The sequence below is a fragment of the Pseudomonas palmensis genome, assembly GCF_017848315.1.
Classification (GTDB): domain Bacteria; phylum Pseudomonadota; class Gammaproteobacteria; order Pseudomonadales; family Pseudomonadaceae; genus Aquipseudomonas; species Aquipseudomonas palmensis.
Genome location: NZ_JAFKEC010000004.1, coordinates 145,778 through 159,186, shown reverse-complemented (window position 1 = coordinate 159,186; position 13,409 = coordinate 145,778). Strand labels below are relative to the sequence as shown.

The 13,409-nt window shown below is 60.1% G+C and carries 13 protein-coding genes and 2 tRNA genes; 1 reads left to right on the top strand and 14 read right to left on the bottom strand.

The annotated features are described in order from the left end of the window. Positions 1 to 8: 8 nt before the first annotated feature. The 14 genes from rpsO to rlmE form a co-directional block, all read right to left on the bottom strand. A complete protein-coding gene (gene rpsO / locus JZZ72_RS04295; RefSeq protein ID WP_010222985.1) occupies positions 9 to 278 on the bottom strand; it encodes a 30S ribosomal protein S15 in 270 nt (89 codons plus the stop codon). A gap of 153 nt (positions 279 to 431) precedes the next feature. Next, positions 432 to 1,349, bottom strand: a complete 918-nt coding sequence (gene truB, locus JZZ72_RS04290; protein WP_043863818.1) for a tRNA pseudouridine(55) synthase TruB — start codon at positions 1,347 to 1,349, stop codon at positions 432 to 434. A 3-nt stretch (positions 1,350 to 1,352) separates the two neighbouring features. After that, positions 1,353 to 1,754 carry a 30S ribosome-binding factor RbfA gene (gene rbfA / locus JZZ72_RS04285; RefSeq protein WP_043863819.1) on the bottom strand — a complete coding sequence of 134 codons (402 nt, stop codon included), beginning with the start codon at positions 1,752 to 1,754 and terminating at the stop codon, positions 1,353 to 1,355. A gap of 122 nt (positions 1,755 to 1,876) precedes the next feature. Beyond that, entirely contained in the window at positions 1,877 to 4,381 is a 2,505-nt protein-coding gene (gene infB / locus JZZ72_RS04280; RefSeq protein WP_043863820.1) for a translation initiation factor IF-2, read from the bottom strand. Positions 4,382 to 4,407: 26 nt separating this feature from the next. Next, positions 4,408 to 5,889 (bottom strand): transcription termination factor NusA, encoded by a 1,482-nt coding sequence (gene nusA, locus JZZ72_RS04275; protein ID WP_043863821.1) that lies wholly within the window; start codon positions 5,887 to 5,889, stop codon positions 4,408 to 4,410. Between the two features lie 59 nt (positions 5,890 to 5,948). After that, positions 5,949 to 6,407 (bottom strand): ribosome maturation factor RimP, encoded by a 459-nt coding sequence (gene rimP, locus JZZ72_RS04270; RefSeq protein ID WP_043863937.1) that lies wholly within the window; start codon positions 6,405 to 6,407, stop codon positions 5,949 to 5,951. A 130-nt stretch (positions 6,408 to 6,537) separates the two neighbouring features. Beyond that, a tRNA-Met gene (locus tag JZZ72_RS04265) sits at positions 6,538 to 6,614 on the bottom strand. 98 nt (positions 6,615 to 6,712) lie between these two features. After that, positions 6,713 to 6,798, bottom strand: a tRNA-Leu gene (locus JZZ72_RS04260). A gap of 19 nt (positions 6,799 to 6,817) precedes the next feature. Beyond that, on the bottom strand, positions 6,818 to 7,204 hold the full coding sequence (gene secG / locus JZZ72_RS04255) for a preprotein translocase subunit SecG (protein ID WP_078481335.1): 387 nt from the start codon (positions 7,202 to 7,204) through the stop codon (positions 6,818 to 6,820). A 3-nt stretch (positions 7,205 to 7,207) separates the two neighbouring features. Continuing rightward, positions 7,208 to 7,963, bottom strand: a complete 756-nt coding sequence (gene tpiA, locus JZZ72_RS04250) for a triose-phosphate isomerase (protein WP_043863822.1) — start codon at positions 7,961 to 7,963, stop codon at positions 7,208 to 7,210. 66 nt (positions 7,964 to 8,029) lie between these two features. Continuing rightward, positions 8,030 to 9,370 (bottom strand): phosphoglucosamine mutase, encoded by a 1,341-nt coding sequence (gene glmM / locus JZZ72_RS04245; protein WP_054916542.1) that lies wholly within the window; start codon positions 9,368 to 9,370, stop codon positions 8,030 to 8,032. Positions 9,371 to 9,390: 20 nt separating this feature from the next. Continuing rightward, complete coding sequence (gene folP / locus JZZ72_RS04240; protein ID WP_043863824.1) at positions 9,391 to 10,242, bottom strand: dihydropteroate synthase; 852 nt, start codon at positions 10,240 to 10,242, stop codon at positions 9,391 to 9,393. An 8-nt stretch (positions 10,243 to 10,250) separates the two neighbouring features. Next, complete coding sequence (ftsH, locus tag JZZ72_RS04235) at positions 10,251 to 12,158, bottom strand: ATP-dependent zinc metalloprotease FtsH (RefSeq protein WP_043863825.1); 1,908 nt, start codon at positions 12,156 to 12,158, stop codon at positions 10,251 to 10,253. Positions 12,159 to 12,370: 212 nt separating this feature from the next. Continuing rightward, positions 12,371 to 12,994: a 23S rRNA (uridine(2552)-2'-O)-methyltransferase RlmE gene (gene rlmE, locus JZZ72_RS04230; protein WP_043863826.1), complete on the bottom strand. Its 624-nt coding sequence runs from the start codon at positions 12,992 to 12,994 to the stop codon at positions 12,371 to 12,373. Between the two features lie 101 nt (positions 12,995 to 13,095). Here rlmE and yhbY point away from each other — a divergent pair, with 101 nt between their 5' ends. Then, complete coding sequence (gene yhbY, locus JZZ72_RS04225; protein ID WP_038606752.1) at positions 13,096 to 13,404, top strand: ribosome assembly RNA-binding protein YhbY; 309 nt, start codon at positions 13,096 to 13,098, stop codon at positions 13,402 to 13,404. Positions 13,405 to 13,409: the final 5 nt, after the last annotated feature.

The window sequence follows — 13,409 nt, the reverse complement described above, 5'->3', positions numbered from 1 at the left end:
GGCCGCTATTAGCGACGCAGGCCCAGACGACCGATCAGGGCGCTGTAACGAGTGGTGTCTTTACCTTTCAGGTAGTCCAGCAGCTTGCGACGCTGGTTTACCATGCGGATCAGACCACGACGGGAGTGGTGGTCTTTACCGTTGGCCTTGAAGTGGCCTTGCAGCTTGTTGATGTTGGCGGTCAGCAGGGCAACCTGCACTTCCGGGCTACCGGTGTCACCGGCTGCTTGCTGGTATTCGCCAACGATCTTTGCTTTTTCTTCAACGCTGAGTGCCATCTGGCTTCTCCAATATCAAGGGAAACCGTACACACGGTTTCCAATAGGCCAGGGACAGATCCCTGTATTTAAAAGTGAGGCGTGACCGTGCCTATTGACAGCCATCCTCTTGCCCGCCAGTGCCGGGCCTGAACCCGACACTGAAGGTTTCGATCATTCCGACCGAATCAGTCGACGTGGCGCAATGCGCCCGTCTTCGCTCACTTCACCGATACCGATGAAACGACCGTTGTGATCCTGCACGCGGACCATGCCGAACTTCGGCGCATCCGGTGCACGCACCGGCTGACCATGCAGCCAGTAGAACGCGCTGTGCTCGGAGAAGTGCAGCAACGGCCAGTCCTGCAACCCGCTGTCCGATGGCATCAGGAAGCGGTCGACCGCTTCGTTGCCACCTTCGGCGTGCACCTGCTCGAGCTCTTCGAGGGTGACGGTCTGGGCCAGTTCGAAGGGGCCTGCATGCGTGCGGCGCAGTTCTGCAACATAGGCGCCGCAGCCCAGCTGCTCACCGATGTCCTCTACCAGCGTACGGATGTAGGTGCCCTTGCTGCAGCCTACCGAGAGGCGTACCCGGGTGCCTTCGCACTCGAGCAGCTCCAAGCGGTTAATAGTAACAGAACGCGCTTCACGCTCCACTACTTCGCCTGCACGTGCCAGCTTGTACAGCGGCTGGCCATCGCGCTTGAGCGCCGAGTACATCGGCGGTATCTGGCTGATTGGACCACGAAACTGTGGCAGTACGGCTTCAACGTCGCTGCGACCAACGGTCACTTCGCGGGTTTGCAGAATTTCGCCTTCGGCGTCGCCCGTGTTGGTGGTCTGCCCCAGTTGCATCACCGTCTCGTAGCCCTTGTCGGACTCGAGCAGGTATTGCGAGAACTTGGTCGCCTCGCCGAAGCACAGCGGCAGCACGCCACTGGCCAGCGGGTCGAGGCTGCCGGTATGTCCGGCCTTCTCGGCGTTGAGCAGCCAGCGCACCTTCTGCAGGGCAGCATTGGAGGTGAACCCCAACGGCTTGTCGAGCAGGATGATGCCGCTGACGTTACGACGGATACGCTTGACCTGAGCCACCGCTTACTCCTTGGTGTCCAGGGGGGTATCGTCGGACTTGTGCTGGCTGTCCTCGGCGACCGCGCGCTCGATCAGTGCCGACAGATGGGCACCGCGGGTCACGCTCTCGTCGTAGTGGAAGTGCAGTTGCGGCACGCTGCGCAGCTTCATTTCCTTGCCCAGTTGCATGCGCAGGAAACCGGCGGCGCTGTTGAGCACCTTGAGGCTTTGCTTGATGTCTTCTGCGCTGTCCTCGCCCATCACGGTGATGAACACCTTGGCGTGGCCGACATCGCGGCTGACGTCGACGGCGGTGATGGTCACCAGGCCGACGCGCGGATCTTTGACTTCGCGACGGATCAGTTGCGCCAGTTCGCGCTGCATCTGATCGCCGATACGTTGGGTACGGCTGTATTCTTTTGCCATGTTTTGCTACCTGTAACTAAAGCGGCAAACGCCCGGCCAGGCTTGGGCCTGACCGGGCGTTGCGTTCAGAGCCGCCGACCTGCGCCTTGCGGCGGGCGATCTGCGGCTCCCAAGCTCGCGGCTTAGAGCGTGCGAGCCACTTGGACTTTCTCGAAGACTTCGATCTTGTCGCCGACCTTGACGTCGTTGTAGCTCTTGACGCCAATACCGCACTCCATGCCGGCACGTACTTCGGACGCATCGTCCTTGAAGCGACGCAGCGACTCCAGTTCGCCTTCGAAGATCACCACGTCGTCGCGCAGTACGCGAATCGGACGGTTGCGGTAAACCACACCCTCGGTGACCATGCAGCCGGCGATTGCGCCGAACTTCGGCGAACGGAACACGTCACGCACTTCGGCGATACCCAGGATGTTCTCGCGAACATCGCTGCCGAGCATGCCGGTCAGGGCTTTCTTGACGTCTTCAATGATGTCGTAGATCACGTTGTAGTAACGCATATCCAGACCTTCCTGCTCGACGATCTTGCGCGCGCCGGCATCGGCACGCACGTTGAAGCCGAACAGTACTGCATTGGAAGCCAGGGCCAGGTTGGCGTCGCTCTCGGTGATACCACCGACACCGCCGCCGATCACGCGAACCTGTACTTCGTCGTTGCCAAGACCGCTGAGGGAGCCCTGCAGGGCCTCCAGAGAACCACGCACATCGGACTTGAGTACGATGTTGAGGGTTTTCTTCTCTTCCTGGCCCATGTTCTCGAAGATGTTCTCGAGCTTGCCAGCGTGGGCACGTGCCAGTTTGACTTCGCGGAACTTGCCTTGACGGAACAGAGCCACTTCACGGGCTTTCTTCTCGTCGGCAACCACGCTCAGTTCGTCACCGGCATCCGGGGTGCCATCCAGGCCGAGAATCTCGACCGGGATCGACGGGCCGGCTTCCTTAACAGGCTTGCCGTTCTCGTCGAGCATGGCCCGTACACGGCCGTAGTTCGAACCGCACAGCACCATGTCGCCCTGACGCAGGGTACCGTCCTGAACCAGCACGGTAGCCACCGGGCCACGGCCCTTGTCCAGGCGCGACTCGACCACGACACCACGGCCAGGGGCCGATGGGGTGGCCTTGAGCTCGAGGATCTCGGCTTGCAGCAGAACGGCTTCGAGCAGTTCGTCGACGCCGGTACCCATCTTGGCCGAAACCTTGACGAATGGCGTGTCGCCACCCCAGTCCTCGGAGGTCACGCCTTCGACGGCCAGTTCGTTGCGGATGCGGTCCAGGTCTGCACCTGGCTTGTCGATCTTGTTCACTGCAACGACCAGTGGAACACCTGCCGCCTTGGCGTGCTGTACCGCTTCACGGGTTTGCGGCATTACGCCGTCGTCCGCCGCGACCACCAGGATCACGATGTCGGTCGCCTTGGCACCACGGGCACGCATTGCGGTAAACGCGGCGTGACCCGGGGTGTCGAGGAAGGTGACCATGCCACGGTCGGTTTCCACGTGGTACGCACCGATGTGCTGGGTGATACCACCGGCTTCGCCGGCAGCTACCTTGGCACGACGGATGTAGTCGAGCAGGGAAGTCTTACCGTGGTCAACGTGGCCCATTACGGTCACGACCGGCGCACGGGAGAACGACTCGCCTTCGAACTTCAGGGACTCGGCCAGGGAATCTTCCAGCGCGTTGTCGCTGACCAGCGTGACCTTGTGGCCCAGCTCTTCGGCGATCAGCTGAGCAGTTTCCTGATCGAGCACCTGGTTGATGGTGACCGGAGTACCCATCTTGAACATGAACTTGACGACTTCAGCGGCCTTGACCGACATCTGCTGTGCCAGCTCGGAAACAGTGATGGTCTCGCCAATGGCCACGTCGCGGATAACCGGACCGGTCGGGCTCTGGAAGCCGTGGGCATTGCGCTTCTTCATCTTGCCCTTGCCACGGCCACCACGGCGGAAGCTGTCGCTTTCCTCTTCGGTGGTACGTGGGGCGGCACGTGGAGCTGGCGCCTTTTCCTTTTCCTTGACCTTGACCGATACGCGCGGGGCCTCGTTGCGGCGCTCGCCACCACGGCGGTCGTCGTCACGCGACTTGTCGTTGCGACGGGCGTCTTCGGCTTTCTTGCGCTCGACACCCGGGGCCGGAGCTGCAACCGGCTCGGCAGCTGCAGGCGCAGCTGTCACGGCCGGTGCTGCAGCGGCTGGCGCAGGTGCGCTGGCCGGCTGACGGCTGGCGGATTCTTCGGCACGTTTACGCGCTTCAGCTTCAGACTTGTCGCGTGCTGCGTTTTCAGCGGCACGACGTTCTTCCAGCTCGCGATTCTGCTCAGCCTGGATTTCTTCGGGGCTGCGCTGTACGAAAACTTTCTTCTTGCGTACTTCTACGCTGATGCTCTTGCTACCAGCAACACGCAGGGTGCTGGTGGTCTTGCGCTGCAAGGTAATCTTGCGCGGCTCTTCCACCTTCGCCTTGTGGCTGCTTTTCAAGTGGGTCAGCAGAGCCTGCTTCTCACTGTCGGTCACTACCTGACCGGCGTCGGTGTGCGGCAGACCTGCCTCACGCATCTGCTGCAGCAGGCGCTCTACCGGTGCAGCGACCTCTTGGGCCAATTCTTTCACCGTGACTTGCGTCATGCACTTCTCTCCTCAGGCCAGCCTACTTACTCGAACCAGTGGGCTCGGGCGGCCATGATCAACTTGCCGGCACGTTCTTCGTCGATGCCGTCGATGTCGAGCAGGTCATCAATCGACTGCTCGGCCAGGTCTTCGCGGGTAACCACGCCGCGCACCGCCAGTTCCGCCGCCAGATCCTTGTCCATACCCTCAAGCGAGAGCAGGTCTTCGGCCGGATGGGCGTCTGCCAGTTTTTCCTCAGTAGCGATGGCTTTGGTCAACAGGCGGTCCTTGGCACGCGCGCGGAGTTCGTTGACGATCTCCTCGTCGAAGCCATCGATGTTGAGCATTTCTTCCAGCGGTACGTAGGCAATTTCTTCCAGGCTGGTGAAACCTTCGTCAACGAGAACCTGCGCCAGCTCTTCGTCGACTTCCAGCTCTTCGATGAAGTTACGCAGAATGTCGCCGGTTTCAGCTTGTTGCTTGGCCTGGATGTCCGACTCGGTCATCACGTTCAGGGTCCAGCCGGTCAACTGGCTGGCCAGACGTACGTTCTGACCACCACGGCCAATGGCTTGCGCCAGGTTGTCCGCGGCTACAGCGATGTCCATCGCGTGGGCATCTTCATCAACGATGATCGCCGCGACTTCTGCCGGCGACATGGCGTTGATGACAAACTGGGCCGGGTTGTCGTCCCACAGGACGATATCCACTCGCTCGCCGCCCAACTCGCCAGACACTGCCTGTACGCGCGAACCGCGCATACCGATGCAGGCGCCTTGCGGGTCGATGCGCTTGTCCTTGGAGCGGACAGCGATCTTGGCGCGAGAACCCGGGTCACGGGAAGCCGCCATGACCTCGATAAGGCCCTCGGCGATTTCCGGCACTTCGATGCGGAACAGTTCGATCAGCATCTGGGGCGCGGTACGCGACAGGATCAGCTGCGGGCCGCGGTTTTCGGTGCGGATTTCCTTGAGCAGTGCACGTACACGCACACCGACACGGAAAGTCTCGCGGGAGATGATGTCTTCACGGGCCAGCAGCGCTTCGGCGTTGTTGCCCAGGTCGACGATCACGTTGTCACGGGTAACCTTCTTGACGGTACCCGAGATGATTTCGCCCAGACGCTCGCGATAGGCATCGACCACCTGTGCGCGCTCGGCTTCGCGGACCTTCTGCACTATGACCTGCTTGGCGGTCTGTGCAGCGATGCGGCCGAACTCGATGGACTCGATCTTCTCTTCGATGACATCGCCAACCTTGGCTTCAGGATGGGTTTCCTGAATCTTGCTTGGCCAGGTTTCGATCGCAGGATCGTCAAGATCCTCTTCCTCGACCACCGTCCAGCGACGGAAGGTCTCGTAGTTACCGGTGTGGCGGTTGATCTCCACACGCAGGTCGACTTCATCTTCGAAGCGCTTCTTGGTAGCAGTGGCCAGGGCCACTTCCAATGCTTCGAAAATCACGTCTGCCGGTACACCCTTTTCATTGGATACCGACTCAACAACCAGCAGTACTTCTTTGCTCATCGTACGCCTCGCCTTTCGCAAGCCATTGGGTCCGCACGAACTATCGGACCCGGCATGTCTCAGTCAAAACTGGGAATAATGTTGGCCTTGTCGATCATGTCGATCGGCAGAAGGAATTCGTGGTCATCTACCTGCACCACGACATCCTGCTCTTCCACACCGCGCAGAAGGCCCTGAAAATTACGTCGACCTTCGAAAGGCGAGCGCAGTTTAATCTTCACCTGCTCACCGACATACTTTGCAAACTGTTCAAGTGTGAACAGCGGGCGTTCCATGCCAGGAGAGGAAACTTCAAGGGTGTATTCAACGGAAATGGGATCTTCGACATCCAGAATGCCGCTGATCTGACGGCTGACGATGGCGCAGTCATCCACCAGCACACCGCCTTCTTTGTCGATATAAACGCGCAACATTGAGTGGCGGCCTTGAGCCGAAAACTCGATACCCCAGCATTCATAGCCTAGGGCCACGACCACCGGGGCCAACAAGGCCTGCAACTCTTCTAGCTTGCTCGACACCTGAACCCCCTTGTGCATGCTATGCAAATAAAAAATGGGCGAAGCGCCCATCCCTGATACGCCGGGTGAATACCGGCGCTGAGAACTGATCAGCTAACAAAAAGCCCCTGAAAAGGGGCTCTGCTGAAACTGGTTGCGGGGGCTGGATTTGAACCAACGACCTTCGGGTTATGAGCCCGACGAGCTACCAGACTGCTCCACCCCGCGTCAAAGCTGGGGCGAAAGTATACGACCGAACCCCGCGAGGGGTCAATCTAACCTCCACCTACAAGAAAGCCCGCTGTAGCGGGCTGTCTTGTTTCAATTGGTACCGAGAAGGGGACTCGAACCCCTACACCCTATGGGCACAACCACCTCAAGGTTGCGTGTCTACCAATTCCACCACCTCGGCAATACTACTTTGAAACCCGTTACTTCTGCTCTTGAGCTGGAGGTACATCGCCGGTGTTGCTGGCGGGTGCCTGTTGCTCCTGGAGCACCGGTACATCATCTGTTGCCGGTTTTTGCTGCTTCACTTCAAGTACCGCTGGATCTGGAAGCCCTACCTGAGTCAGCTGATGAGCTTTCTCTTTAGCAAAGTAACCTAACCCTAGGGCGGTTATGAAGAAACTGGCGGCAAGTATAGCAGTAAACTTACTAAGAAAGGTAGCAGAACCTTGGCTTCCGAACACAGTATTTGAAGCCCCTGCGCCGAAAGATGCACCTGCTTCCGCACCTTTACCCTGTTGCAGCAACACCAGCACTACCAAACCCAGTGCGCCCAACAGATGAAAAACTACTACGACTGTTTCCAGCATTTTTCAGTTTCCTGCGGCGCGACAAATTGCACCGAATTCGTCTGCGTTCAGGGAAGCTCCACCTATGAGCCCCCCATCGATATCCGGCATGCCGAACAGCTCAGCCGCATTGGCCGCCTTCACGCTGCCGCCGTATAGAAGCCGCACATTCATCGCGACCTCTGAATTCTTTGCCGCCAGTTGCTCACGAATGGCCTTGTGCACATCCTGAGCCTGTTGCGGGCTGGCCGTGAGGCCGGTGCCGATGGCCCATACAGGCTCATAGGCAATGATTGCACTGGCGAAGGCCTCAACACCGAATGCGTCGATGATGCTGCTCAACTGACGCCCTACAACCTCAAGCGTCTTGCCAGCTTCGCGCTCCTCCAGGGTTTCCCCTACACAGAGCACAGGCTTCAACCCGCAAGCCTGAGCCGCAGCGAACTTGCGATTCAGCACTTCGTCGCTTTCGCCCAGTATCTGGCGACGCTCCGAGTGCCCGATCAGCACCAGCTCACATCCCGCATCGACCAGCTGACTCGGAGCAACCTCACCGGTCAGCGCGCCTTGCTGGGGCTCTACCGCAGAATCCTGAGCACCCACGGCTATCGACTTGCCCTGCAACCCTTCAATCGCTTGATTGATGTACAGGCAGGGCGGGAACACCGCGACTTCAACACCGCTCGGCAGGGCTAGATTGCTCAAGCCCTTGATCAGCTCAGCGACGCTGGCGCGGGTACCGTGCATCTTCCAGTTACCAGCTACCATAGGGCGACGCATGCTGTACCTCGTCGGTCAAAGTGGGCGCAGATGTTACCCAACCCGATCACCACTGGCAAGCGCTAATCAGGCGCAAACTTCAGTTACCAGCTTTGCCAGTTCCTCGGCATAGCCGCGCACCTGACTTTCGTCATCACCTTCGACCATCACACGCACCAGTGGCTCTGTGCCGGACTTGCGCAGCAGCACGCGACCACGACCCGCCATGGCCTCGGTGACCCGCTCGCAGGCCTGCTTGACCGCCGGGTGCTCGACAGGGTCTACCTTGCTCTCGCCAAAGCGAACATTGATCAGCACCTGCGGGCATTTGCGCAGCGCCTGACGGGCCTGAGCCAGGGTTTCACCGCGACGCTTGAGCGCCATCAGCACCTGCAGGGCAGCGATGATCGCATCCCCTGTGGTGGTATGACTGAAGCACACCACGTGCCCGGAATTCTCGCCGCCGATGTTCCAGTCGCGCTCCAGCAGTTCGGCCATCACATAGCGGTCACCCACCTTGGCACGCACAAACGGTATCGAGAGCTCCTGCAAGGCCAGTTCGAGGCCCAGGTTGCTCATCAGCGTACCCACAACGCCACCATTGAGCTTGCCACGCTCCTGGAGGTCACGGGCAATGATGAACAGCAATTCGTCACCATCGACGATCGCGCCGGTATGGTCGACCATCAGCACCCGGTCACCGTCACCGTCGAACGCGATCCCCAGGTCGGCATGCCCTACCAGCACCGCCGCCTGAAGCGACTCGATATGGGTCGAACCGCAGTTCTCGTTGATGTTGAGGCCATCCGGCTGCGCAGCCAGCACCGTGACATCGGCGCCGAGCTCGCGAAACACGCTGGGGGCCACCTTGTACGTGGCGCCATGGGCGCAGTCGACCACCAGCTTGAGGCCGGCGAAATCGGTACTGGTCGGCACGCTGCTCTTGCAGAACTCGATGTAGCGGCCGGCCGCGTCGTTGATGCGCGACACCTTGCCCAGCTTGCTCGACTCGACCACGGTCATGGGCTTGTCGAGCAACTCCTCGATCATCTGCTCCACATCGTCGGGCAGCTTGGTGCCCTGACCGGAGAAGAACTTGATGCCGTTGTCGTCATGCGGATTGTGCGACGCACTGATGACGATCCCGGCTTCGGCATGAAAGGTGCGGGTCAGGTAGGCGATGGCCGGCGTCGGCATCGGGCCGAGCAGCAGCACATCTGCGCCCGCCGCCGACAGACCGGCCTCAAGGGCCGACTCGAACATGTAGCCGGAGATACGCGTGTCCTTGCCTACGAGCACCCGGCAGGCGCCGAGCTTGCGAAAGGCCATGCCTGCGGCCCAACCGAGCTTGAGCATGAAATCCGGCGTGATCGGGTATTCGCCGACACGGCCACGAATGCCGTCGGTACCAAAATATTTTCTGCTCATCGTGAAATGCTCCGTCACTCTTATTCGGCGGCTTCAACCGCTGCAATCATCCGTACCACGTCGACGGTCTCGGCAACATCGTGAACCCGCAGGATGCTGGCACCCCGGGTCATCGCCAGCGCAGCAAGCGCCAGGCTGCCATAAAGCCGCTCACCGACCGGACGCTCCAGCGCCAGGCCGATCATGCTCTTGCGCGAAACGCCCACCAGGAGGGGGCGGCCCAGGCGATAAAGATCCTGCATATGCTTGAACAGGCTGAGGTTGTGCGCAAGCGTCTTGGCAAAACCAAAGCCCGGATCGAGCACAATCTTTTCGGCGCCGATACCCACCGAAGCACAGGCTGCCATGCGCTGCTCGAGAAACATCGCCACCTCGACGGTCACATCGTCGTAGTGCGGGTTGTTCTGCATGTCGCCGGGCTCGCCGCGCATGTGCATAAGGCAGACCGGCAAACCGGTGGCTGCAGCGGCATCCAGCGCGCCATCGCGGGTAAGCGAGCGCACATCGTTGATCAGCCCCGCGCCCAGGCGGGCAGTCTCGCGGATCACCGCCGGCGTCGAGGTATCGACCGAGATGATGACATCCAGCTCGCGACTGATCGCTTCGACAATGGGTGCAACCCGCTCGAGCTCTTCGAGAGCAGTGACCACGCGTGCACCTGGCCGGGTGGACTCCCCACCGACATCGACAAGCGTAGCACCGGCCGCCACCATCGCTTCGGCATGGCGCAAGGCCGCATCACGCTGGGTGAAGCGACCGCCGTCCGAGAAGGAATCAGGGGTTATGTTGAGGATACCCATCACATGGGTACGGGAAAGGTCGAGAACCCGGTTGCCGCAAGGCAACCGGGTTGGGTACTGCTGTGAAGTCATGTCAACCCTTAGAGCTGCGCCGCCGGACCACCGATCGGGGACTCGGGGCGATCACCTTGCGTTGCAGAGGTGCCCGAAGTGCCCGAACCACCTTCCCAGTCACGGGGCTCACGCGGCTCGCGACCGGCCATGATGTCGTCGATCTGGTCGGCATCGATGGTCTCGTACTTCATCAGCGCATCGGCCATGGCATCGAGCTTGTCACGGTTTTCGGTGAGGATCTGCTTGGCAGTGGCATAGCACTGGTCGATGATGCTGCGCACCTCGGAGTCGATCAACTTGGCCGTCTCGCCCGAAACGCTGGCGTGCTGGGAACCGGCACTGCGGCCCAGGAACACCTCGCCTTCTTCTTCGGCGTACATCAGCGGACCGAGTTTTTCCGACAAGCCCCACTTGGTGACCATGTTGCGAGCGATCTGGCTGGCTCGCATGATGTCGTTGGAGGCACCCGTGGTAACGCCATCGAAGCCAAGGGTCATTTCCTCAGCGATACGACCACCGTACAACGAGCAGATCTGACTGATCAGCGCACGCTTGGACAGGCTGTAGCGGTCCTCTTCCGGCAGGAACATCGTGACGCCCAGGGCGCGACCGCGCGGAATGATCGAGACCTTGTACACCGGGTCGTGCTCGGGCACCACGCGACCCACGATGGCGTGACCCGCCTCGTGGTAAGCGGTGTTCTGCTTCTCTTTCTCGGACATAACCATCGACTTGCGCTCGGCGCCCATCATGATCTTGTCCTTGGCCAGCTCGAACTCCTTCATCTCGACCACACGCTTGCCGCCGCGCGCAGCGAACAGCGACGCCTCGTTGACCAGGTTGGCCAGGTCGGCACCGGAGAAGCCGGGCGTACCACGGGCGATCACGGCAGGGTTCACGTTGTCGCCGATCGGCGTCTTGCGCATGTGCACCTTGAGAATCTGCTCGCGACCACGGATGTCGGGCAGGCCCACGACCACTTGGCGGTCGAAACGGCCTGGACGCAGCAACGCAGGGTCAAGCACGTCCGGACGGTTGGTAGCGGCGATCACGATGATGCCGTCGTTCATTTCGAAGCCGTCCATCTCCACCAGCAACTGGTTGAGGGTCTGCTCGCGCTCGTCATGACCACCGCCCATGCCGGCGCCACGGTGGCGACCGACGGCGTCGATTTCGTCGATGAAGATGATGCACGGTGCGTGCTTCTTGGCCTGCTCGAACATGTCACGTACACGGCTGGCACCGACACCCACGAACATTTCAACGAAGTCGGAACCGGAAATGGTGAAGAACGGCACCTTGGCCTCACCCGCAATGGCCTTGGCCAGCAGGGTCTTACCGGTACCGGGCGGGCCGACCATCAGCACGCCGCGCGGAATACGACCACCCAGGCGCTGGAACTTGCCTGGATCACGCAGGAACTCGACCAGCTCGCCAACCTCTTCCTTGGCTTCGTCGCAACCTGCGACGTCGGCCAGGGTGGTCTTGACCTGGTCTTCGGAGAGCAGGCGCGCCTTGCTCTTGCCGAAACTCATCGGCCCACCCTTGCCACCGGCACCGCCCTGCATCTGGCGCATGAAGAACATGAACACGGCGATGATGACCAGAATCGGGAAGCTGGCGACCAGCAACTGGGTCCAGATGCTTTGTTGTTCCGGCTGCTTGCCTTCGACCACGACGTGGTTGTCGACCAGGTCGCCGATCAGGCCGTTGTCGGCGATCGCGGGACGCACGGTCTTGAAGCTGTCGCCGTCGGTACGCTTACCAATGATGACTGCACCGTCGACCGTCACACGCTCGACCTTGCCATCCTTGACCTGCTGAATGAAGTCGGAATAGTTGAGGGTCTGCGGCTCGTTCGGGCTGGAGAAGTTGTTCATCACGGTCACCAGGACCGCGGCGATGATCAACCACAGGATCAGATTCTTTGCCATGTCGTTCAATTAGCTACCCTCTGAGGCAGGCCTTAGGCGCAGCCGTGCCTCGCATGATAATCACCGGCTTAACTTACTACATTACCTACATGTCTGCAGGCGCCGTCTGTAACCCTTTGTGAAACCTAGACTACACGATGTTCATCCAGGTCAGGCAGGACATCCGATTGGAAATAGCTATCGGATACCCTGGAAGCTGCCGGCCTGAAGCCCTACTCGCCCTTGTAGCCACGCCCCAGCATGTACTGCTCGCGGGAGCGATCGCGTGAAGAATCGGGCTTGAGCATCTGCACCTTGTCGAATTTCTTGCGGGCGTCCTTGAGGTAGACGTCAAACCCCTCGCCCTGAAAGATCTTGATCAGAAAATCGCCACCCGGCTTGAGTACCCGGGTCGCCAGATCAAGGGCCAGCTCGCACAGGAACATGGCCTTGGGCATATCCACAGCGGGCGTACCACTCATATTGGGGGCCATATCGGAAATCACAAGGTCTACGTGCGAATTACCGACCGCCTCGAGAATCTGCGCGAGCACTTCATCCTGGGTAAAGTCGCCCTGGATGAAGGTAACGTCGGGAATACTGTCCATTTCGAGGATGTCGGAGGCGATCAGACGCCCCTGACCGCCAATCAGACGACTGGTCACCTGCGACCAGCCACCGGGCGCCGCGCCCAGATCGATCACACTCATGCCCGGGCGGATCAAACGGTACTTTTCCTGGATTTCGAGCAATTTGTAGCTCGCGCGCGAGCGATATCCGTCCTTTTGCGCCTTTTTGACGTAAGGATCGTTGAAGTGTTCTTTCAGCCAGCCAAGGCTTGTCTTGGAACGCGCCACTGGGCACCTCGATGATAAGGGTCGTGATTAACTGGGCGGATCCACGGGCCCTCGGGTAAAATGGCCGCCATTTTTACAGAATCTAGACAAAGGGTCAGATTATGCCGCTCAATAACGAGCAGAAGAAACAGTACAAATCCATTGGCCACGATCTGAAACCAGTTCTGATTGTGGCAGGCAACGGCCTGACTGAAGGGGTTATCGCCGAACTCGAGCGCGCCCTGGCCGATCACGAACTGATCAAGGTAGAGATCCGCTCGGAAGACCGCGAAGAACGTGCCGCCGCCATTGCCGCACTGTGCAAGGCCGGCCGCGCCGAACTGGTGCAGACCATCGGCAAGAAGGCACTGATCTATCGCCGCAACCCGCAGCCCAACAAGCAACTGTCGAACATCCACCGCTACAAGTGATGTTC

Excerpts from the sequence above, each read along its gene's own strand:
- glmM (WP_054916542.1), bottom strand. The coding sequence starts at position 9,370 with ATGAGCAGAAAATATTTTGGTACCGACGGCATTCGTGGCCGTGTCGGC.
- ftsH (WP_043863825.1), bottom strand. The coding sequence starts at position 12,158 with ATGGCAAAGAATCTGATCCTGTGGTTGATCATCGCCGCGGTCCTGGTG.
- rbfA (WP_043863819.1), bottom strand. The coding sequence starts at position 1,754 with ATGGCAAAAGAATACAGCCGTACCCAACGTATCGGCGATCAGATGCAG.
- rpsO (WP_010222985.1), bottom strand. The coding sequence starts at position 278 with ATGGCACTCAGCGTTGAAGAAAAAGCAAAGATCGTTGGCGAATACCAG.
- nusA (WP_043863821.1), bottom strand. The coding sequence starts at position 5,889 with ATGAGCAAAGAAGTACTGCTGGTTGTTGAGTCGGTATCCAATGAAAAG.
- secG (WP_078481335.1), bottom strand. The coding sequence starts at position 7,204 with ATGCTGGAAACAGTCGTAGTAGTTTTTCATCTGTTGGGCGCACTGGGT.
- folP (WP_043863824.1), bottom strand. The coding sequence starts at position 10,242 with ATGACTTCACAGCAGTACCCAACCCGGTTGCCTTGCGGCAACCGGGTT.
- tpiA (WP_043863822.1), bottom strand. The coding sequence starts at position 7,963 with ATGCGTCGCCCTATGGTAGCTGGTAACTGGAAGATGCACGGTACCCGC.
- yhbY (WP_038606752.1), top strand. The coding sequence starts at position 13,096 with ATGCCGCTCAATAACGAGCAGAAGAAACAGTACAAATCCATTGGCCAC.
- infB (WP_043863820.1), bottom strand. The coding sequence starts at position 4,381 with ATGACGCAAGTCACGGTGAAAGAATTGGCCCAAGAGGTCGCTGCACCG.